This window comes from Streptomyces sp. NPDC023723 (genome assembly GCF_040639815.1).
Lineage (GTDB): Bacteria > Actinomycetota > Actinomycetes > Streptomycetales > Streptomycetaceae > Streptomyces.
Genome location: NZ_JBFAAP010000050.1, coordinates 1 through 21,141 on the forward strand (window position 1 = coordinate 1; position 21,141 = coordinate 21,141).

General features: G+C 69.9%; 19 protein-coding genes. 15 read left to right on the top strand and 4 right to left on the bottom strand.

What is annotated here, in order from left to right; all coding sequences use genetic code 11:
- The 3 genes from AB0G32_RS32660 to AB0G32_RS32670 all read left to right on the top strand — a co-directional run.
- Positions 1-996 (top strand): vitamin B12 dependent-methionine synthase activation domain-containing protein (locus tag AB0G32_RS32660; protein WP_361171668.1); only part of this gene is annotated, 996 nt, incomplete at its 5' end.
- A 105-nt stretch (positions 997-1,101) separates the two neighbouring features.
- The gene (locus tag AB0G32_RS32665; RefSeq protein ID WP_361171671.1) at positions 1,102-1,803 is read left to right on the top strand and encodes an HAD family phosphatase; all 702 of its coding nucleotides are present in this window, start codon (positions 1,102-1,104) and stop codon (positions 1,801-1,803) included.
- Positions 1,804-2,266: 463 nt separating this feature from the next.
- Positions 2,267-3,871, top strand: coding sequence for an ABC transporter substrate-binding protein (locus tag AB0G32_RS32670; RefSeq protein ID WP_361171674.1), 1,605 nt, complete (start codon positions 2,267-2,269; stop codon positions 3,869-3,871).
- Positions 3,872-3,965: 94 nt separating this feature from the next.
- Here AB0G32_RS32670 and AB0G32_RS32675 read toward each other — a convergent pair whose 3' ends face one another.
- Together AB0G32_RS32675 and AB0G32_RS32680 are read right to left on the bottom strand one after the other, a co-directional pair.
- Positions 3,966-4,637 carry a response regulator transcription factor gene (locus AB0G32_RS32675; protein WP_361171677.1) on the bottom strand — a complete coding sequence of 224 codons (672 nt, stop codon included), beginning with the start codon at positions 4,635-4,637 and terminating at the stop codon, positions 3,966-3,968.
- A 67-nt stretch (positions 4,638-4,704) separates the two neighbouring features.
- Positions 4,705-5,652, bottom strand: coding sequence for a RecB family exonuclease (locus AB0G32_RS32680; RefSeq protein ID WP_361171680.1), 948 nt, complete (start codon positions 5,650-5,652; stop codon positions 4,705-4,707).
- A gap of 172 nt (positions 5,653-5,824) precedes the next feature.
- Between AB0G32_RS32680 and AB0G32_RS32685 the strand changes: the two genes are divergently transcribed.
- The 3 genes from AB0G32_RS32685 (at position 5,825) to AB0G32_RS32695 (ending at position 9,189) form a co-directional block, all read left to right on the top strand.
- Positions 5,825-7,450 carry a site-2 protease family protein gene (locus AB0G32_RS32685; protein WP_361171683.1) on the top strand — a complete coding sequence of 542 codons (1,626 nt, stop codon included), beginning with the start codon at positions 5,825-5,827 and terminating at the stop codon, positions 7,448-7,450.
- Between the two features lie 43 nt (positions 7,451-7,493).
- Entirely contained in the window at positions 7,494-8,396 is a 903-nt protein-coding gene (locus tag AB0G32_RS32690; RefSeq protein WP_361171686.1) for a tRNA (adenine-N1)-methyltransferase, read from the top strand.
- A gap of 217 nt (positions 8,397-8,613) precedes the next feature.
- Positions 8,614-9,189: a hypothetical protein gene (locus AB0G32_RS32695; protein ID WP_361171689.1), complete on the top strand. Its 576-nt coding sequence runs from the start codon at positions 8,614-8,616 to the stop codon at positions 9,187-9,189.
- A gap of 86 nt (positions 9,190-9,275) precedes the next feature.
- Here the strand turns inward: AB0G32_RS32695 and AB0G32_RS32700 are convergent, their stop codons facing one another.
- The gene (locus tag AB0G32_RS32700; RefSeq protein WP_361171692.1) at positions 9,276-9,581 is read right to left on the bottom strand and encodes a ferredoxin; all 306 of its coding nucleotides are present in this window, start codon (positions 9,579-9,581) and stop codon (positions 9,276-9,278) included.
- A gap of 242 nt (positions 9,582-9,823) precedes the next feature.
- Here AB0G32_RS32700 and arc point away from each other — a divergent pair, with 242 nt between their 5' ends.
- The 6 genes from arc to prcA all read left to right on the top strand — a co-directional run bounded on the left by arc (position 9,824) and on the right by prcA (position 15,973).
- Entirely contained in the window at positions 9,824-11,590 is a 1,767-nt protein-coding gene (gene arc / locus AB0G32_RS32705; protein ID WP_361171695.1) for a proteasome ATPase, read from the top strand.
- Between the two features lie 238 nt (positions 11,591-11,828).
- A complete protein-coding gene (gene dop, locus AB0G32_RS32710) occupies positions 11,829-13,340 on the top strand; it encodes a depupylase/deamidase Dop (RefSeq protein ID WP_361171698.1) in 1,512 nt (503 codons plus the stop codon).
- 185 nt (positions 13,341-13,525) lie between these two features.
- On the top strand, positions 13,526-13,744 hold the full coding sequence (locus AB0G32_RS32715) for a ubiquitin-like protein Pup (RefSeq protein ID WP_361171701.1): 219 nt from the start codon (positions 13,526-13,528) through the stop codon (positions 13,742-13,744).
- Between the two features lie 8 nt (positions 13,745-13,752).
- Positions 13,753-14,370 (top strand): endonuclease VII domain-containing protein, encoded by a 618-nt coding sequence (locus tag AB0G32_RS32720; RefSeq protein ID WP_361171704.1) that lies wholly within the window; start codon positions 13,753-13,755, stop codon positions 14,368-14,370.
- Positions 14,322-15,167: a proteasome subunit beta gene (prcB, locus tag AB0G32_RS32725; protein WP_361171707.1), complete on the top strand. Its 846-nt coding sequence runs from the start codon at positions 14,322-14,324 to the stop codon at positions 15,165-15,167. The genes AB0G32_RS32720 and prcB overlap by 49 nt, the downstream gene beginning before the upstream one ends.
- Positions 15,168-15,238: 71 nt before the next feature.
- Positions 15,239-15,973, top strand: coding sequence for a proteasome subunit alpha (prcA, locus tag AB0G32_RS32730; protein WP_361171710.1), 735 nt, complete (start codon positions 15,239-15,241; stop codon positions 15,971-15,973).
- A gap of 289 nt (positions 15,974-16,262) precedes the next feature.
- Here the strand turns inward: prcA and AB0G32_RS32735 are convergent, their stop codons facing one another.
- Complete coding sequence (locus tag AB0G32_RS32735) at positions 16,263-17,315, bottom strand: LacI family DNA-binding transcriptional regulator (RefSeq protein ID WP_361171713.1); 1,053 nt, start codon at positions 17,313-17,315, stop codon at positions 16,263-16,265.
- A gap of 63 nt (positions 17,316-17,378) precedes the next feature.
- On the opposite strand from AB0G32_RS32735, the gene AB0G32_RS32740 reads away from it, so the two are divergent.
- The 3 genes from AB0G32_RS32740 to AB0G32_RS32750 all read left to right on the top strand — a co-directional run bounded on the left by AB0G32_RS32740 (position 17,379) and on the right by AB0G32_RS32750 (position 21,131).
- Positions 17,379-18,638, top strand: coding sequence for an MFS transporter (locus tag AB0G32_RS32740; RefSeq protein ID WP_361171716.1), 1,260 nt, complete (start codon positions 17,379-17,381; stop codon positions 18,636-18,638).
- A gap of 9 nt (positions 18,639-18,647) precedes the next feature.
- The gene (pafA, locus tag AB0G32_RS32745; protein WP_361171719.1) at positions 18,648-20,009 is read left to right on the top strand and encodes a Pup--protein ligase; all 1,362 of its coding nucleotides are present in this window, start codon (positions 18,648-18,650) and stop codon (positions 20,007-20,009) included.
- Between the two features lie 126 nt (positions 20,010-20,135).
- The gene (locus AB0G32_RS32750; protein WP_361171722.1) at positions 20,136-21,131 is read left to right on the top strand and encodes an FKBP-type peptidyl-prolyl cis-trans isomerase; all 996 of its coding nucleotides are present in this window, start codon (positions 20,136-20,138) and stop codon (positions 21,129-21,131) included.
- Positions 21,132-21,141: the final 10 nt, after the last annotated feature.

A 21,141-nucleotide genomic window follows, 5' to 3' on the forward strand; every position in this document is an offset into this window, starting at 1 on the left:
GTCTACGAGGGCGAGGTCCGCTACGCCCGGGACGCGTTCGAGGGGCTGCGGCTGATGGACGCGCTGATCGGCATCAAGCGCGGCGTGCCCGGCGCAGCCCTCCCCGAACTGAAGCAACGCCGGGTGCGGGCCGCCACCGTGGAGGTCGAGGAGCGCCCGGAGGCCGGCCACGTCCGCTCCGACGTCGCCGTCGACAACCCGGTCCCCGAGCCGCCGTTCTGGGGCACCCGGGTCGTCAAGGGCATCCAGCTCAAGGAGTACGCCTCCTGGCTGGACGAGGGCGCCCTGTTCAAGGGCCAGTGGGGGCTGAAGCAGGCCCGCACCGGCGACGGACCCTCCTACGAGGAACTGGTCGAGAGTGAGGGCCGGCCCCGGCTGCGCGGGCTGCTGGACCGGCTCCAGACGGAGAACCTGCTCGAAGCCGCCGTGGTCTACGGCTACTTCCCGTGCGTCTCCAAGGACGACGACCTGATCGTGCTGGACGACGCAGGCAACGAGCGCACCCGGTTCACCTTCCCCCGGCAGCGGCGCGGCCGGCGGCTGTGCCTGGCCGACTTCTTCCGCCCGGAGGAGTCCGGCGAGACCGATGTCGTCGGCTTCCAGGTCGTCACCGTCGGCTCCCGCATCGGGACCGAGACCGCCCGGATGTTCGAGGCCAACGCCTACCGCGACTACCTCGAACTGCACGGCCTGTCCGTCCAGCTCGCCGAGGCCCTCGCCGAGTACTGGCACGCCCGGGTCCGCTCCGAACTGGGCTTCGCCGGTGAGGACCCGGACGCGATGCAGGGCATGTTCGAGCTGAAGTACCGGGGCGCCCGCTTCTCGCTGGGCTACGGCGCCTGCCCGGACCTGGAGGACCGGGCCAAGATCGCCGCCCTGCTGGAGCCGGAGCGGATCGGCGTCCACCTCTCCGAGGAGTTCCAGCTGCACCCCGAACAGTCCACCGACGCCATCGTGATCCACCACCCGGAGGCGAAGTACTTCAACGCCCGCTGAGGCTCCACCGGGCGCTTGGCTCCCGGGCGACGTACACTGGTCGGTCCACCGCAGGCCGGTTCCCTTTTCGGAACCGGCCTGATCGTCCCTCAAGGAGGCAAGTGGATGACCAGTACCGTCCCCGCACTCGGTACCCGTACGGCCGAAGGGTCCGCCCTCCAGGCCGTACTCCTGGACATGGACGGCACCCTGGTGGACACCGAGGGTTTCTGGTGGGACATCGAGATCGAGGTCTTCGCGGGCCTCGGGCACACCCTGGACGACTCCTGGCGCCATGTCGTGGTCGGCGGCCCCATGACCCGCAGCGCGGGCTTCCTGATCGAGGCCACCGGCGCCGACATCACGCTCGCCGAGCTGACCGTGCTGCTCAACGACGGCTTCGAGGAGCGCATCGGCCGGTCCCTGCCGCTGATGCCGGGCGCCAAGCGGCTGCTGGCCGAGCTGTCCGAGCACGAGATGCCCACCGCCCTGGTCTCCGCCTCCCACCGGCGCGTCATCGACCGGGTCCTCACCGCGCTCGGCGCCCACCACTTCGCCCTGACGGTCGCGGGCGACGAGGTGCCGCGCACCAAGCCCTACCCGGACCCCTACCTGGCCGCCGCCGCCGGTCTCGGTGCCGATCCGCACCGGTGCGCCGTCGTCGAGGACACCGCGACCGGTGTCGCCGCCGCCGAGGCGGCGGGCTGCCAGGTCGTCGTCGTCCCGTCCGTCGCCCCCATCGCACCGGCCCCCAGACGCACCGTCGTGCCCTCGTTGGAACAGGTGGACCTGGCATTCCTGCGCGGACTGATGACACACACGCACTAGCACTTCACCCAGCGTGCACCGGCGAATGCGGGCAATTTCGCGGAACGCGTGGCGGATTCGCGGAACGCGTGGCGGAGAGGTCCCGAAGAGTCCCGAAGAGTAATTCCCCGCCTCGGGACGGCCGAATTGAGTGCGTCACCAGCCTTCTTGACCATGTGACGTTCCCCACGCCCCCGGGGGTCGACAGAAGTCTGTGCGTGTGCTGTTCGCGGCGCGTTCGGGGGTGGCGTGGTGCCCTTGTGTCCCGATTGATGAAACCTCGCACTAATCCTTCCGCTGTCGGGTTTTCGGTGCGTCCACGCCCGGTTTCACTGCGTGATGGGGACTCAACTCCGGTAGCTGCGAACTGTCGTGCGGACGCGGACTAATCTCGTCGCGAGAACCTCGCCCCTACCCCCGTGATCCGCCGCGACACCCCTGCATGTCGGATACACGGAATCGACAGCCCTGGAGAAACCCGAGCATGAACCGTAAGACTTTGGTGCTGCCGGCCGTGGTCGGCCTGCTCGCGCCGGTGCTCGCCGCGTGCGGCGGTTCCGACGGTGGCAGTGGCGGCGGAGACGCGATCGTCGTCGGCACCACGGACCGGTTCACCGCCTCGAAGGACGTGCCCGCGCCCCTCGACCCGGCGTACGCCTACGACGTCGGCAGCTGGAACGTCCTGCGCCAGACCCAGCAGACCCTGATGATCCAGCCGCGCGGCGACGGCGAGCCGGTGCCCGAGGCGGCCGAGGAGTGCGGCTTCACCGACACGGGCAACGAGCGGTACTCCTGCACCCTGCGCGACGGCCTGAAGTTCGCCAACGGCGACCCCATCACCGCCGCCGATGTGAAGTTCTCCATCGAGCGGGCCATCTCCCTCAAGGCCGACAGCGGGGTCTCCTCGCTGCTGTCCACCGTCGACACCGTCGAGACACAGGGCGACCGAGAGGTGATCTTCCACCTCAACACCGCCGACGCCACCTTCCCGTACAAGCTGTCGACCCCCGTCGCCGGCATCGTCGACTCCGACGACTACGAGAAGGGCAAGCTGCGCGACGGCTTCGAGGTCTCCGGCTCCGGTCCCTACACCTTCAAGGCGGAGACCAAGGGCGACGAACTGACCAAGGGCGTGTTCACCAAGAACCCCAACTACAAGGGGAGTCTCACGGTGAACAACGACAAGGTCGAGATGGTCTCCTACGCCGACGCCGAGACGATGGGCGCCGACATCGAAAAGGGCGACATCGACGTGATGACGCGCGCGATGACGCCCGAGCAGATCGACAAGCTGTCCGAGAGCACCGACAGTGACGTCGACCTGGTCGAGGTGTCCGGCCTGGAGATCCGCTACCTGGCCTTCAACACCGACGCCGCGTCCGTCAAGAACAAGGCCGTCCGCCAGGCGATGGCCCAGCTGATCAACCGCAGCGAACTGGTCTCCAAGGTCTACGGCTCCCAGGCCGAGCCGCTGTACTCGATGGTTCCGGCCACCATCACCGGCCACTCCAACTCGTTCTTCAACAAGTACGGCGACCCGAGCGTCGACAAGGCGAAGGACCTGCTGGAGCAGGCCAACATCACCACACCGGTGAAGCTGACGCTGAACTACACCACCGACCACTACGGTGCCGCCGCCAAGCCGGAGTTCGAGCAGCTCCAGAAGCAGCTCAACGACAGCGGCCTGTTCGACGTCGACATCAAGGGCACGCCCTGGGAGGAGTACCGCCCGGCGCAGCAGAAGCACGCCTACGACGTGTTCGGCATGGGCTGGTTCCCCGACTTCCCGGACGCGGACAGCTTCATCGCACCGTTCCTCGACAAGGGGAACACCCTCTACCTGCCGTACAGCAACAGCCGGATCATCAACACGCTGATCCCGGAGTCCCGCCGCGAGGCCGACCGGCTGTCCGCCGCCGACAGCCTGACGGAGATCCAGGACATCGTCGCCGACGACGTACCGCTGCTGCCGCTGTGGCAGGGCAAGCAGTACGTCGCCACCCGCGACGACATCACCGGCACCGCCTACGTCCTCAACTCCGCCTCCTCCCTCCAGCTCTGGGAACTGGGCCGCGGCGTCAGCAACTGAGCCCGGCCCGCACCGCGGCCGCACACGAAAGGGCGCCCCACTCCGCGAGGAGTGGGGCGCCCTTCGCGCTGCCGTGCCGCGAGGCCGGCGCGGGCTACTGCGCGCCGGGCCGCACCAGCCCGCTCTCGTACGCGTACACCGCGGCCTGCACCCGGTCGCGCAGCCCCAGCTTGGTCAGCACATGCCCGACATGGGTCTTGACGGTCGTCTCGCTGACGAACAGATCCGCGGCGATCTCCGCGTTGGACAGCCCCCGCGCCACCAGCTTCAGCACCTCCACCTCACGCTCGGTCAGCGTGTGCAGGGTGTCCGGCACCGGCTCCTCGCCCGAGGGCAGATGGGTCGCGTACTTGTCGAGCAGCCGCTTGGTGATGCTCGGCGCCAGCATCGCCTCACCGTCCGCCACCACCCGGATCGCCTGCACCAGCTCATTGGCCGGAGCGTCCTTCAGCAGGAAACCGCTGGCCCCCGCCCGCAACGCCTCCACCACGTACTCGTCGAGGTCGAAGGTGGTCAGCACCAGCACCTTCGCCGGGCCGTCCCGACCGGGGCCGGTGATCTGCCGGGTCGCCTCCACGCCGTCCATCCGCGGCATACGGATGTCCATCAGGACCACGTCGGGCTGCAAGGCCCGCACCTGGTCCAGCGCCTGGAGGCCGTCCCCGGCCTCGCCGACGACCGCGAGGTCCTGCTCCGCTTCCAGAATCATCCGGAAGCCCGTACGCAGCAGCGGCTGGTCGTCGACCAGTAGGACACGGATGGCCACGTGAGTCTCCTTCGCTAGTCCGGCCCCATTCTGCCCTGCGCCCGTGGCACCCAAGGAGGCCGGGGCGTCAGAGGGCCTCGCCCCGCGCCGCCACCACCGGGAGCGGATACGGCGGGGGAGTACCGCCGAACTCCGGGCAGTGCGCCTGGTGGTCGCACCAGCCGCACAGCTTGGTGGGCCGCGGCCGCCACTGGCCCGTCTCGGTCGCCAGCCGGATCGCGTCCCACAGCGCCAGCAGCTTGCGCTCGACCCGCTCCAGGTCGGCGACGACCGGGTCGTACGTCAGCACATCACCGCTGCCCAGGTAGACCAGCTGCAGCCGCCGGGGAACCACCTTCTTCAGCCGCCACACCACCAGGGCGTAGAACTTCATCTGGAACAGCGCGCCCTCCGAGTACTCGGGCCGGGGCGCCTTGCCCGTCTTGTAGTCGACGATCCGCACCTCACCGGTGGGCGCCACGTCGACCCGGTCGATGATGCCGCGCAGCCGCAGCCCCGACTCCAGCTCCGTCTCGACGAACAGCTCCCGCTCGGCGGGCTCCAGCCGGCTCGGGTCCTCCAGCGTGAACCAGCGCTCCACCAGCCGCTCCGCCTCGGCCAGCCAGCGGGCCAGCCGCTCGCCCTCCGGGTCGTCGGCGAACAGCTCCACCACCTCGGGCCTGGTCTCGCGCAGCCGGTCCCACTGGCCGGGCACCAGCGCCTTGGCCCGCGGCGGGGTGCGCTCGGCCGCCGGGGCGTCGAAGAGCCGCTCCAGCACCGCGTGCACCAGCGTGCCCCGGGTCGCCGCCTCGCTCGGCTTCTCCGGGAGCCGGTCGATCACCCGGAACCGGTACAACAGCGGGCACTGCATGAAGTCACCGGCCCGCGAGGGCGACAGGGAGGCAGGCGCTATGGCGGCCCGCGGCGCGGTCCCGGACCCGGGGACCGGGCCCGCCGCGACCGTCACTGCCCCGTCCGCCACGGGCGCCGTCGGTCCCGCGACGCCCTCCACCGCACCCTCGATGCTCGTCTCCATGCCCCAGACCCTACGGCCCGCCACTGACAGTGACCCAGCCGCGGCGGTGACGCCCGGGACGCGGGACGAGCACAGGGGTGCCGGGGCGGGCCGGGGCGCCGGGGCCGCATACCATCGACGTGAGACCCTTCCGCCCGGCAGGAGCGGGAGACGCTTCGAGCGAGGGGAAACCGTGGACGTGAGCGGCGGGAGCGGGCAGCCGCGGTCCGGCAGCGACGAGTCGGCCGAGCCCCACGCGGGGCCCGGGGCCCCCGGCTCCGCGCCCCCCGGCGGGCCCCCGAACGGCGGCACCGGCCACCCCGACCCCCACGCCCAGCAAGCACCGGGCCCCGACGGTACGGAACAGGACCCGGCGGCCCCGGGCAACGGCAGCACGGACAAGGGACCGCACGACTCCGGCACCGGTACCGAGACGGGACCGTACGCGCCCGGCACCGACACGGACAACGGGCCGCACGACTCAGGCACCGGCACCGGCACCGGCACCGACGACCCCCCACCCCCGGCACCCGCACCCGGAAACCCCCCGGCACCCGCACCCGAAAACCCCCCGCCCCCGCCGGCCCCCCACCACCCCGGCCCGGACCACCGCACGTCCGCGCGGTCGGACGGCGGCGGCCCCGACCGCCCACCGCGCCGCCCCCGCGAACCCGGCGGCGGCCTGCTGATGGGACGGCCGTTCGGCGTCCCCGTCTACGTCGCCCCCAGCTGGTTCCTGGTCGCCGCCCTGATCACCTGGGTGTTCGGCGGCCAGCTCGACCGTGTCCTGCCCGAGCTGGGCGCCGCCCGCTACCTGGTCTCCCTCTTCTTCGCGGTCGCCTTCTACGCCTCCGTCCTCGTCCACGAACTCGCCCACACCGTCGCCGCCCTGCGCTTCAAGCTCCCGGTCCGCCGCATCCAGCTCCAGTTCTTCGGCGGCGTCTCCGAGATCGAGAAGGAGGCCGAGACCCCCGGCCGCGAGTTCATCCTGGCCTTCGTCGGCCCGCTGCTCTCCCTCGTCCTGGCCGGCGTCTTCTACCTCGCCCTGCTGCCCGTCGAGCCCGGCACCGTCCCCGGCGTCCTGCTGGCCGGCCTGATGATCTCCAACCTCATCGTGGCCGTCTTCAACCTGCTCCCCGGCCTCCCCCTGGACGGCGGCCGGATGCTCCGCGCCGTGGTCTGGAAGATCACCGGCAAGCCGATGAGCGGTACCGTCGCCGCCGCCTGGGTCGGCCGTGCCCTCGCCATCGCCGTCCTGATCGGCCTGCCGCTGCTCACCCAGGCCGGCGCCCTCGGCTCCGACGCGGTGGACAACGTCGGCATGGACACCGTCATGGACGCCCTGCTGGCCGCCATCCTCGCCGCGATCATCTGGACCGGCGCCGGCAACAGCCTGCGCATGGCCCGGCTGCGGGAACACCTCCCCGAACTGCGCGCCCGCAACCTCACCCGGCGCGCCGTCCCGGTCGAGACCGACACCCCGCTCTCCGAGGCGCTGCGCCGGGCCAACGCGGCCGGTGCCCGCGCCCTGGTCGTCGTCGACCCCGAGGGCACCCCCCTCTCCCTGGTCCGCGAGGCCGCCATCGTCGGCGTACCCGAGCACCGCCGCCCCTGGGTCGCCGTCAGCGGCCTGGCCCAGGACCTCACCGACGGCATGCGCGTCTCGGCCGAGCTGGCCGGCGAGGAACTCCTCGACGCCCTGCGCGCCACCCCCGCCACCGAGTACCTGGTGACCGAGGAGACCGGCGAGATCTACGGCGTCCTGTCCGCCGCCGACGTGGAACGCGCGTTCGTGAAGGCGATGGCCCGGCCCAGCTGAGACACTGGTCGGTGGGTATCCGAAACGCCGGTAGGCTGGTCACATGTCCGAACCGACCGGTGCCGCCCGCAGGCGCGGGCCCTTCAAGGTCGGGGACCAGGTTCAGCTGACCGACCCCAAGGGCCGCCACTACACGTTCACACTCGAGGCCGGGAAGAACTTCCACACCCACAAGGGTTCCTTCCCGCACGACGAACTGATCGGTGCTCCCGAGGGCAGCGTTGTCCGTACCACCGGGAACGTCGCCTACCTCGCGCTGCGCCCCCTGCTCCCCGACTATGTCCTGTCCATGCCCCGCGGCGCCGCCGTGGTCTACCCCAAGGACGCGGGGCAGATCCTCGCCTTCGCCGACATCTTCCCCGGCGCCCGCGTCGTCGAGGCCGGCGTCGGCTCCGGCTCGCTCAGCAGCTTCCTGCTGCGCGCCATCGGCGACCAGGGCATGCTGCACTCCTACGAGCGCCGCGAGGACTTCGCCGACATCGCCCGCGGCAACGTGGAGCGCTACTTCGGCGGCCCGCACCCCGCCTGGCAGCTCACCGTCGGCGACCTCCAGGACAACCTGTCCGACACCGACGTCGACCGCGTCATCCTGGACATGCTCGCCCCCTGGGAGTGCCTGGAGGCCGTCTCCAAGGCGCTCGTCCCCGGCGGCATCCTGTGCTGCTACGTCGCCACCACCACCCAGCTCGCCCGGACCGTGGAGTCCATCCGCGAGATCGGCTCCTTCAACGAGCCGACCTCCTGGGAGACCATGATCCGCAACTGGCACGTCGAGGGCCTGGCCGTCCGCCCGGACCACCGGATGATCGGCCACACCGGCTTCCTGCTCACCGCCCGTCGCCTCGCCGACGGCGTCGAGCCGCCCATGCGCCGCCGCCGCCCCGCCAAGGGCGCCTACGGCGAGGACTACACCGGCCCCAACGCCGATGGAGGCAGCGGCCGCTGACCGGCCCGTCACCGACACAACGCGCCGACGCCGTGGCGGAGTTCCCGAACGCACCAGGGAACTCCGCCACGGCGTCTCCGCATTGACCGGGCACCGCCGCCGGGCCGGCCGCGCCAAGCGACCAACGTGGGTACCCACCCCGCTGTTCCCCCGCACTGTGACGTGTGGCACCATGCTGGACACCCCACCGGCACAGCCCTCACAGGAGACACTCCTCGTGCAGCACCCCGCCGTCCCGGAACTGGCGCACACCCGCACCCGCCCGATCCACTGGGTCGCCACCGCAACCGCCGTCGCCGCCGTGGTGGCCCTCTCCTCGGTCCTGCAACCCGATGCCGCGACCGCCGCCCAGGCGGCGGGTCCCAAGACCAAGCCGGCCCAGGCGCAGGTCGCGGCGCCCGACCCCGCCGACGTCACCTTCCCGCTGGACTGCGGCCCGGTGCGGGCGCTGGTGCAGAAGAAGGCGTCCGGCGACCTGGACGGCGACGGCAGACCGGAGACGGTCGCCGTGGTGCACTGCGACGCCCCCATGGGCACCCCGCCGGACAGCGTCTACGTCCTGACCCGGGGCGACGACGGCCGGCCCCGGGTGGTGGCGACCCTGATCGACGCCAAGGAGCGGCGTACGGTCACCGACCTCTCCGTGACCGACGGCTCCGTCCTCGCCACCTACCTCGGCTACTCGTCGGCCGACGTACCCAGTTGCTGCCCGGACGTCGAGGAAGACGCGAAGTGGCGCTGGAACAACGGCGCGTTCGTCCGTTCCACCCCAGCCGAGTCCCACTCGGTGTGACCGCGGCCGGCCCCGGCCACGAGTGATCCACCTATGTGAGACATCAGACATCGGTCACGGACTGTGCGCAAAAGGTTGCGATTTGGTCACTCTGCGTCCGGTCCGTACACCTCCACGCTGTCCGAAACCCGACGTACGTGGATGCACTCGCCCGGACACTCCTTCGCCGAGTCGACCACATCGGTGAGAAGCGGCAACGGCACGGGCGTTGCCGCCCCCGCGGCCTGGAGCAGTTCGTCGTCCGGGCCCTTCACATAGGCCAGACCGTCGATGTCCAGCTCGAACACCTCCGGCGCGTACTGGGCACAGATACCGTCGCCGGTACACAGGTCCTGGTCGATCCAGACCTCCAGTGCCGCACCACCGACTCCGGCCTCCTGCTGCACGCTCATCGCTCCTGCCGTTTCTGCGTCGAGCGGCGGGAATCCGGCCAGCTCTGACGGGTGTTGAACGGTTCGAGCCTACCGCCGCCTGCTTTCCCCTCGCGTTCCGTGGGTATTCCCCTGGCGTGAGGGAGAGCGCAAGGGTGAAGATCGGACACACCCCGACCGTCTTTGTGATCTAGGGGTTTCAATCGACACCCACCCAGGTAGGGTCTGGAAGCGTCCAGCTCCCCTTGGAGGAGGTGAGGACCGTGGCAGCCCACGACGACGACATGAACCGCGGCATCCGCCCGGGACGCGGGTCCGACGACCCGACCGGACAGATTGCCTATCTTGAGCAGGAGATCGCCGTCCTGCGACGCAAGCTCGCCGACTCTCCGCGGCACACGAGAATTCTCGAAGAGCGGATCGTCGAGCTGCAGACCAATCTGGCCGGCGTATCCGCGCAGAACGAGCGACTGGCCAATACACTCCGCGAGGCCCGCGACCAGATCGTGGCTCTCAAGGAAGAGGTCGACCGGTTGGCGCAGCCGCCGGCCGGCTTCGGTGTCTTCCTTCAGGCGAACGAGGACGGTACGGCCGACATCTTCACCGGGGGCCGCAAGCTCCGGGTGAACGTCAGCCCCGGCGTCGAACTGGACGAGCTCAGGCGCGGCCAGGAAGTGATGCTCAACGAGGCGCTCAACGTGGTCGAGGCCATGGAGTTCGAGAGCGTCGGCGACATCGTCACCCTCAAGGAGATCCTCGAGGACGGCGAGCGCGCCCTGGTACTGGGGCACACCGACGAGGAACGCGTGGTACGGCTCGCCGAGCCCCTGCGCGGCATCACCATCCGCGCCGGCGACGCCCTGCTGCTCGAACCCCGCTCCGGCTACGTCTACGAGGTCGTGCCCAAGAGCGAGGTCGAGGAACTCGTCCTCGAAGAGGTCCCCGACATCGGCTACGAGCAGATCGGCGGCCTCGGCGGCCAGATCGAGGCCATCCGCGACGCGGTCGAGCTCCCGTATCTCTACCCCGACCTGTTCCGGGAGCACGAGCTGCGGCCGCCCAAGGGCGTACTGCTCTACGGGCCGCCCGGATGCGGCAAGACGCTGATCGCCAAGGCGGTGGCCAACTCGCTGGCCAAGAAGGTCGCCGAGGTGACCGGCCAGGCCGCCGGCAAGAGCTTCTTCCTCAACATCAAGGGCCCCGAGCTGCTCAACAAGTACGTCGGTGAGACCGAGCGGCAGATCCGCCTGGTCTTCCAGCGGGCCCGGGAGAAGGCCAGCGAGGGCACCCCCGTCATCGTCTTCTTCGACGAGATGGAATCCCTCTTCCGCACCCGCGGCTCCGGTGTCAGCTCGGACGTGGAGAACACCATCGTCCCGCAGCTGCTCGCCGAGATCGACGGTGTGGAGGGCCTCCAGAACGTGGTGGTGATCGGCGCCTCCAACCGTGAGGACATGATCGACCCCGCCATCCTGCGGCCCGGCCGGCTCGACGTGAAGATCAAGATCGAGCGTCCGGACGCCGAGGCGGCCAAGGACATCTTCGGCAAGTACCTCACCGAGCGCCTCCCGCTGCACGAGGACGACCTCAAGGAGCACGAGAAGGACAAGGCGGCCACCGTCCAGAGCATGATCCAGACGGCGGTGGAACACATGTACGCCGAATCCGAGGAGAACCGCTTCCTGGAGGTCACCTACGCCAACGGCGACAAGGAAGTCCTGTACTTCAAGGACTTCAATTCCGGCGCCATGATCGAGAACATCGTGGGCCGCGCCAAGAAGATGGCGATCAAGGACTTCCTCGAGAAGAACCAGAAGGGCCTGCGCGTCTCCCACCTCCTCCAGGCCTGCGTGGACGAGTTCAAGGAGAACGAGGACCTGCCCAACACCACCAACCCGGACGACTGGGCCCGGATCTCCGGAAAGAAGGGCGAGCGGATCGTGTACATCCGTACGCTCGTCACCGGAAAGCAGGGCGCGGACACCGGACGCTCCATCGACACGGTGGCGAACACCGGCCAGTACCTGTAAAAAAACCGGACGGCTGCGGGTGTCCCTCAGCGGGTACCCGCAGCCGACTGTTTTTCCAGGGCCACGGCTGGAGCAAGGCAATGACGCAAATGATCTCCCCACCAGCGCAAAGGCGTTCTAGGCTCTTCCATACCGCCGAGTCGCGCAGTGCGGGGACGGGCACCGCACACGCACCGGAGCGCCAGCGGTACGTGAGCGGCGTCCACGACCTAGGGCGCCGCCGGGCAAGGAGGGCCGCATGACCGTACGGCGAGTAATGGGCATCGAGACGGAGTACGGGATCTCCGTCCCCGGTCACCCCAACGCCAATGCCATGCTCACCTCGTCCCAGATCGTCAACGCCTACGCGGCGGCGATGCACCGGGCCCGCCGGGCCCGCTGGGACTTCGAGGAGGAGAACCCGCTGCGGGACGCCCGAGGCTTCGACCTCGCCCGCGAGGCCGCCGACTCCAGCCAGCTCACCGACGAGGACATCGGCCTGGCCAACGTGATCCTCACCAACGGCGCCCGGCTCTACGTCGACCACGCGCACCCGGAGTACAGCGCCCCCGAGGTCACCAATCCGCGGGACGCCGTGCTCTGGGACAAGGCCGGCGAGCGGATCATGGCCGAGGCGGCGGAGCGGGCCGCCCAGCTGCCCGGGGCCCAGCCGATCCACCTCTACAAGAACAACACCGACAACAAGGGCGCCTCCTACGGCACGCACGAGAACTACCTGATGAAGCGGGAGACCCCGTTCTCGGACATCGTGCGCCACCTGACGCCGTTCTTCGTCTCCCGCCAGGTCGTCACCGGCGCCGGCCGGGTCGGCCTCGGCCAGGACGGCCACGAGCACGGCTTCCAGCTCAGTCAGCGCGCGGACTACTTCGAGGTCGAGGTCGGCCTGGAGACCACGCTGAAGCGCCCGATCATCAACACCCGCGACGAGCCGCACGCGGACGCCGAGAAGTACCGCCGGCTGCACGTGATCATCGGCGACGCCAACCTGTCCGAGATCTCGACGTACCTGAAGCTGGGCACGACCGCGCTGGTGCTGTCCATGATCGAGGACGGCTTCATCGCGGTGGACCTGGCGGTCGACCAGCCGGTCCGCACTCTGCACCAGGTCTCGCACGACCCGGCCCTCAAGCAGCTCGTCACGCTCCGCAGCGGCCGGACGCTCACGGCGGTCCAGCTCCAGATGGAGTACTTCGAGCTGTCGCGCAAGTACGTGGAGGAGCGGTACGGGGCCGACGCGGACGACCAGACCAAGGACGTCCTGGCCCGCTGGGAGGACACCCTCAACCGCCTGGAGAACGACCCGATGAGTCTGGCCGGCGAGCTGGACTGGGTCGCCAAGCGGGAGCTCATGGAGGGCTACCGGCGGCGTGACGGCGTGGACTGGGACGCGCCCCGGCTGCACCTGGTCGACCTCCAGTACGCGGACGTACGCCCCGAGAAGGGCCTGTACAACCGCCTGGCGGCCCGTGGCCGGATGAAGCGGCTGCTGGACGACGCGGAGGTCGAGCGGGCCCGTACCAAGCCGCCCGAGGACACCCGGGCCTACTTCCGCGGGCGCTGTCTGGAGCAGTACGCGGACGACGTGGCGGCGGCCTCCTGGGACTCGGTGATCTTCGATCTGCCGGGCCGGGACTCGTTGCAGCGGGTGCCAACCCTGGAACCGCTTCGCGGAACGCGTAATCACGTCAAGGAGCTCCTGGACCGCTGCCGCACGGCGGAGGACCTGGTCAGGGTGTTGTCCGGAGGGTGAGCGGGAGGATGGCCGGGAGTGCTGGGTACCCGGTGGAAGTCAGCCGGGCCGGGGTGAAAGACCCCGGCCCGGGAATCATCGAGGTGGTCCCCGCGCGTTCTGTATTCCGCGGGGCCGATGTCGGACCCGGCTTGTAGGGTCGGATCTTGAGCGAAGTGTCGGGCGAACCGAGCGGGGTGAGGGTTATGGCGACCAAGGACACCGGCGGCGGGCAGCAGAAGGCCACGCGTTCCACCGAGGAGGTCGAGGAGCAGACCGAGGACGCGCAGGCGTCGGAGGACCTCAAGGAACGACAGGAGAAGCTGAGCGACGACGTCGACTCGGTGCTGGACGAGATCGATGATGTCTTGGAAGAGAACGCAGAGGATTTCGTTCGCTCGTTCGTTCAGAAGGGCGGAGAGTAGCCTTCGAAATGAAGGTTTCAGCGGGGGTGCGCTTGACGATCGAAGAATCTGGTAGGCGTTGCTCGCGGTGTAAGGACCACAAGCCGCGGGCAGCGTTTGCGCGGAACAAGGCGATGCGTGACGGGTTGCAGGCTTATTGCCGAGAGTGTGCTGCGGCCTATCACCAAGAACGCCAGGTGGCCAAGGGGCGCAACGTCCGTCCGCGTGTGGAGGTGCCCGACGGGCACAAGCGCTGCCGGACGTGCGGGGAGATCAAACCCCACAGTGAGTGGACCCGGAATCGCACAGCTTCTGATGGTCTGGCGACGCTCTGCAAGTCTTGCAAAGCGGCGCAGGGCCGCGCCGGTCATCTGAAGCGTCAGTACGGCATCACCGAAGCGGAGCGCGACGAGCTGATCGCTTCTCAGGGAGGCGTCTGCTGCGTATGTCTGGCGGCGCCCGCCGCACATGTGGATCACTGCCACGAGACGGGTAGGGTCCGTGGCGTACTGTGCTTCAGCTGCAACGCGGCGCTGGGGCAGTTCAAGGACCGGCCCGATGCCATAAGGCGGGCTGCCGCATACGTGGAAGGAATCGCGTGGAAGCCAACACTCGTAGCACCGGGCGTCTACCAGCTGCCTTCCTGACGCCTGGATCGTCCTCCTTCATGGACTTCCTGTCGGAGCACCAGCCGGAGATCCTCCCGGGCAACCGGCAGCTCCCACCGACCCAGGGCGTCATCGAGGCCCCGCACGGCACGACGATCGTGGCCGTGACGTTCCCCGGCGGCGTGGTGCTCGCCGGCGACCGGCGCGCCACCATGGGCAACGTCATCGCGCAACGGGACATCGAAAAGGTGTTCCCCGCCGACGAGTACTCGGCGGTGGGCATCGCCGGTACGGCGGGTCTGGCCGTGGAGATGGTGAAGCTGTTCCAGCTGGAGCTGGAGCACTTCGAGAAGGTCGAGGGCGCGCAGCTCTCCCTGGAGGGCAAGGCGAACCGGCTCTCCACGATGATCCGCTCCAACCTCGGCATGGCGATGCAGGGGCTGGCCGTGGTGCCGCTGTTCGCCGGTTACGACGTCGACCGCGGCCGGGGCCGCATCTTCTCGTACGACGTGACGGGCGGCCGGTCCGAGGAGCACAACTTCGCCGCCACCGGGTCGGGGTCGGTCTTCGCGCGGGGCGCGATGAAGAAGCTCTTCCGGGGTGACCTGAGCGAGGACGACGCCACCACGCTGGTGGTGCAGGCGCTGTACGACGCGGCCGACGACGACTCGGCGACCGGTGGCCCCGATGTCGCCCGCCGGATCTTCCCGATCGTCACCGTGATCACCGAGGACGGCTTCCGCCGGCTGACCGAGGACGAGTCGTCCGGCATCGCCCGCTCCGTGCTGGAGCGGCGGCTGGAGCAGCCCGACGGTCCGCGGGCGGCGCTGCTGTAGCGGCGGGCACGGTTGCTTTGTTGTCAGGTGGTCCAGTGACTTCGACTTCGACAGAAGGGGACGGTTAACCGGTGTCGACGCCGTTCTATGTCTCACCCCAGCAGGCCATGGCCGATCGGGCCGAGTACGCCCGCAAGGGCATTGCCCGTGGTCGCAGCCTGGTCGTGCTTCAGTATGCCGACGGCATCGTGTTCGTCGGTGAGAACCCGTCCCGTGCGCTGCACAAGTTCAGCGAGATCTACGACCGGATCGGTTTCGCGGCCGCCGGCAAGTACAACGAGTACGAGAATCTGCGGATCGGCGGGGTGCGCTACGCCGACCTGCGGGGTTACACCTATGACCGGGACGACGTGACGGCGCGGGGGCTGGCGAACGTCTATGCCCAGACGCTGGGCACGATCTTCTCCAGCGCGGCGGAGAAGCCGTACGAGGTGGAGCTGGTCGTCGCGGAGGTCGGGGAGACGCCGGAGGGCGATCAGATCTACCGGCTGCCGCACGACGGGTCGATCGTGGACGAGCACGGCTCGGTGGCGGTCGGCGGCAACGCCGAACAGATCAGCTCGTACCTGGACCAGCGGCACCGGGAGGGTATGACGCTGGCGGAGGCGCTGCGGCTGGCCGTGCAGGCGCTGTCGCGGGACACCAACGGCAGCGAGCGGGAGATTCCGGCGGAGCGGCTGGAGGTGGCGGTGCTGGACCGTACGCGGCCGCAGCAGCGGAAGTTCCGGCGGATCGTGGGGGGCCAGCTGTCGCGGCTCCTGGACGAGTCGTCGGGCGCTGCCTCCGATGAGGCGGACGACGAGTAGCGGACGACGAGTAGCGGGTGACGCCTGCGGCGGCCTGCCCGGGCCCGGTGGGGGTGCGGGGGCGTCCGGCCTCGGAACAGTGCTGAACCGGTCTGTTACGGGTGTGAACCGGGTCGACGCGCCAACCGCTGCGGGCGCACACCCCCACCCGTCCCCTTCTCGCGCTGGGTGACTGCGGGTATGCACCGCCTGCCCAGCCCCCGGGCATTCGTGCCCCGCAGAGGGGCCCAGGGCGGCACGGGCGGGCGCGGCGGCACACCCCGTTGTGCCGGCTGCGCCACCCGCCCGCTCACCGCGGCGGTGCCGTTGAGCCCCGTACGACCAGTTCCACCGGGATGTCGTCGCGCTGGGGCTCCCGGCCGTCCAGGACGTCCAGCAGCGCCCGCATGCCCCGTTCGCCGAAGAGTTCCGCGTCCAGGCGGACCGTGGTGAGTTCGGGGTCGATCGCCGTGGCCAGGGCGAGGTCGTCCAGGCCGGTGACGGAGAGGTCCTCGGGGATGCGCAGGCCCAGGCGGCGCAGCGCCTTGTAGGCGCCCGCGGCGAGTTTGTCGTCGTCGCAGACCAGGGCGGTGGGGCGGGGGCCGGGTCCGGTCAGTGCCGCTTCGGTGGCGGTCCGGGCGTCCTCGATCGAGAGCGGCGCGTGGGTGGTGCGGAGTTCGGTGCCGGGGACGGTGGCCAGCCGTGCGGCCAGTTCCCGGGCCCGTAGCTCGAACGTCCAGGAGGCCACGCCCGCTGCCAGGTGCAGGAAGCGGCGGTGGCCCAGGGCCAGCAGATGGTCGGCGACCTGGCGGACGCCGTCGGCGATGTCCAGGTTGACGGTGGCGGCGCCCGTGCTGCCCTCCGGGTCGCTGTCCAGCATCACCAGGGGGAGCTGGTCGCCCCGGATGGCGGTGAGGGCGTCGGCGGCCATGGAGGAGGCGATGACGCCGTCCAGGGCCGCCTGGGCGGAGGCGAAGGGGTCCGGGGCCGGGCCGATGCCCTCGGGGGAGGGGTAGAGGACGACTCCGAAGCCGTGCTCGGCGGCGACCCGGGCGGCTCCGGTGTAGACGCCGGCGAAGAACTCCGCGGTCAGGGCCGGCACCACGAGGAGGACCGTACGGGTGCGGCCGAGGCGGAGGTTGCGGGCCGCCAGGTTGGGACGGTAGCCGAGGTCGTGGGCGGCCCGGCGCACGCGTTCGGCGGTCGTCTCCGAGACCCGTCCGCGCCATTTGCCGCCCAGCACCAGGGAGACCGCGGCCTGGGAGACGCCGGCGGCCCGGGCGACGTCCCGGCTCGTCGGGCGTGTGCTGCCTCGTGCCACCGTGGGCCCGCTCCTTCGTCTGGACTGCCGAACAGCGGTCATGGTACGTATGAGCGTGGCCTAGTTATACGTAAAACGTGCGGTGGTGGGGGAAGGGAGCCGGTCGTGGGTGCGGGGTATCTGGAGATTCTTCGTGCGCGGCATGCCGTGCGGTTGCTGGCCGGCACGCTGGTGGGGCGGCTGCCCAACGCCACCGCGGCGATCGCCGTCGTGCTGTTCGTGCGGGCCGAGGGCGGGTCCTACAGCCTCGCCGGGGCGCTCGCGGCCGTGTACGGGGTGGCCAACGCGGTGGGGCAGCCGGTGCTCGGGCGGCTGGTGGACCTGTTCGGGCAGCCGAGGGTGCAGCTGCCCGCCGCCGTGCTGTCGGGTGCGGCGATGGCCGTGTTCGCCTTCGCCGGTACCGATCCGGTCGTTGTCGCCTATGCGGCGGTGGCGGGCTCGGGGCTGTTCACGCCGCCGCTGGAGGGCGGGCTGCGGGCGCTGTGGCCCAGTGTGCTGGGCAAGGAGGGGCAGGTGCACACGGCGTACGCGATGGACGCCGTGGCCCAGGAGGTGATGTTCACCGCCGGACCGCTGCTGGTGACGCTGTGCGCGTCCCTGTGGTCGGCGCAGGCCGGGCTGCTGGTGCTCAACGTGATCGGGGTGCTGGGGGCGCTGTCGGTCGTGCTGTCGCCGCCCTCGCGGGCGTGGCGGTCGGCGCCGCGCGAGGCGCACTGGCTGGGCGCGCTGCGCTCGCCGGGGCTGCTGGCGCTGCTCGGCGCGTTCCTGTTCGTCGGGATGGCGCTCGGGTCGATAACGGTCGCGGCGATGTCGTACGCGGACGGGCACGGCGGGGATGCCGTGTACGGCTGGCTGATGGCCGCGCTGGGGCTCGGTGCGCTGGTCGGCGGGGCCGGGTACGGGGCACGGCGGTGGGGCGGCGACCCCGCGCCGAGACTGCGGGTGCTGGTGGCTCTCCTGGCGGTGTGTTATCTGCCGCTGATGCTGCTGCCGGGCACGGCCGGCATGGTGCTGCTGACCGCGCTGGCGGGTGTCTTCCTGGCGCCGGCCATCGCCTGCGCCTTCGTGCTGGTGGACCGGCACGCGCCCAGGGGCACGGTCACCGAGGCGTTCTCCTGGCTGGTGACGACGTTCACGGTGGGCGCGTCGGTCGGGACCGGGATCGCCGGGCCGGTCGTCGAGGCGGGCGGGACGCTGTGGGGCTTCGCCCTGCCGGGCGCCGCAGGGGCCGTCTCGCTGCTGGTGCTGACGGCCACCGGACGGGTCCTCGCAGCTCCCGCCGGGCAAGCGGTGGTTGCGGCTTCATCGGAAAATGATCCAAACCGTGCCGTCGAACCCCGTTTCAGTTCAGGGGATCGGGCGTAATGTTCAGTCATGGACCGCCGCATTTTCGGGCTGGAGAACGAGTACGGCGTCACGTGCACGTTCAGGGGACAGCGCCGCCTGTCGCCTGACGAGGTGGCGCGGTACCTCTTCCGCCGTGTCGTGTCATGGGGCCGTAGCAGCAATGTCTTTCTGCGCAACGGCGCCCGCCTCTATCTCGATGTCGGGTCACATCCGGAATACGCCACCCCCGAATGTGACAACGTGACCGAGCTCGTCACTCACGACAAGGCGGGCGAGCGCATTCTCGAGGGACTCCTGGTGGACGCCGAACGACGCCTGCACGAGGAGGGAATCGCGGGCGACGTCTACCTCTTCAAGAACAACACCGATTCGGCCGGCAACTCCTACGGCTGCCACGAGAACTATCTGGTGGCCCGGCACGGGGAGTTCTCCCGGCTCGCGGACATCCTCATCCCGTTCCTGGTGACGAGGCAGCTGCTGTGCGGTGCGGGCAAGGTGCTCCAGACGCCGCGCGGTGCGGTGTACTGCGTCAGCCAGCGTGCCGAGCACATCTGGGAGGGCGTCTCCTCCGCGACGACCCGCTCCCGGCCGATCATCAACACCCGCGACGAGCCGCACGCGGACGCCGAGCGCTACCGCCGGCTGCACGTTATCGTGGGCGACTCGAACATGTCGGAGACGACCATGCTGCTCAAGGTCGGCGCCACCGACCTGGTACTGCGCATGATCGAGGCCGGCACGGTGATGCGGGACCTGACCCTGGAGAACCCGATCCGGGCGATCCGCGAGGTCAGCCACGACATCACCGGACGGCGGAAGGTGCGCCTGGCCAGTGGCCGGGAGGCGTCCGCCCTCGAGGTGCAGCGGGAGTACTACGAGAAGGCCGTGGACTTCTGCGAGCGGCGCGGCATCCGCACCGGGACGGTGGAGCGGGTCCTGGAGCTGTGGGGCCGCACGCTGGACGCGATCGAGGCCGAGGACCTCGACCGCATCGGCACCGAGATCGACTGGGTCATGAAGTACAAGCTCATCGAGCGGTACCGGGCCAAGCACAACATGACCATGTCGCATCCGCGGGTCGCGCAGATAGACCTCGCCTACCACGACATCCACCGCCGTCGTGGCCTGTACTACCTGCTGGAGAAGAAGGGTCAGGCCACCCGGATCTGCAACGACTTGAAGATCTTCGAGGGCAAGTCCGTTCCGCCGCAGACCACTCGGGCCAGGCTGCGCGGCGACTTCATCCGGCGGGCTCAGGAACAGCGCCGTGACTTCACGGTCGACTGGGTCCATCTCAAGCTCAACGACCAGGCGCAGCGCACCGTCTTGTGCAAGGACCCGTTCCGTTCCGTGGACGACCGGGTGGAGAAGCTGATCGCGGGTATGTAGGGCTCCGAATGGATGCTCGGAACGCCACACGGGCGCCGTACGTTTTCCCGTACGGCGCCCGTCTTACGTCGTAGAGTTGCGCGCGCACGCCATCAACCGAGATCGACCGATTACGAGGCCCCCGCTGTGCGCCGACGCTCACTTCTCATCGCCGTACCCGTTGGACTGACCACCCTTGCCGCGTGCGGTGACGACGGGGGCGATGCGAGCAACGCCAGTGAGGCGCCGTCGGCGTCGGCCACGTCGTCGGCGCCGGCCCCGAAGATCGTCGACGGTCCGCTGCCGGCCATCACGGCGGGTGCGAAGTTCGGCGAGAAGCCGACGGTCGCCAAGGGCAGCGGCGACCCGTCCGGGCAGCTCGCGGTGAAGACGACCGTCGCCGGCAACGGCAAGACGGTCGCCGAGAACGACTTCGTGGTGGCCGACTACCTGGGCCAGATCTGGTCGTCGGCCAAGGTGCTGGGCAACTCCTACGACACCAAGAGCCCGCTGGTCTTCCAGCTCGCCCAGGGCAGTGTCATCGACGGCTGGCGGTACGCGCTGACCGGCAAGAAGACCGGCAGCCGGGTCCTGTTCGCGGTCCCGCCGACCTGGGCCTACGGCGACCAGGGCAATGAGCAGCTCGGGGTGAAGAAGGACGACACCCTGGTGTTCGTGTTCGACCTCAAGGACAGCTACAACGCCAAGAGCTCCGCCAAGGGCGAGGAGGTCGCCCAGGACGACACCGCGCTGCCCAAGGTGGGCACCAACACCGACGGCAAGGCGCCCTCCATCAAGGTGCCCGACGCGAAGGCGCCCACCAAGCTCGTGGCGAACTACGTCATCGAGGGCGACGGCGCCGAGGTCGCGGCCGAGGACAGCGTGCTGGTGCAGTACAAGGGCGTGCTGTGGGACGGCGGCAAGGAGTTCGACTCGACCTACAGCCGCAAGCAGCTGACGTCGTTCTCGCTCCAGCAGGTCGTCAAGGGCTGGTCGCAGGGGCTGACCGGCAAGAAGGTCGGCAGCCGGGTCCTCATCGTCGTCCCGCCGAGCCTCGGGTACGGCGACAGCCCGCCGGACGGCAGCGGCATCAAGAAGGACTCGACGCTGGTCTTCTCGGTCGACATCCTCGCGAAGCTGTGACGCGGCGGGG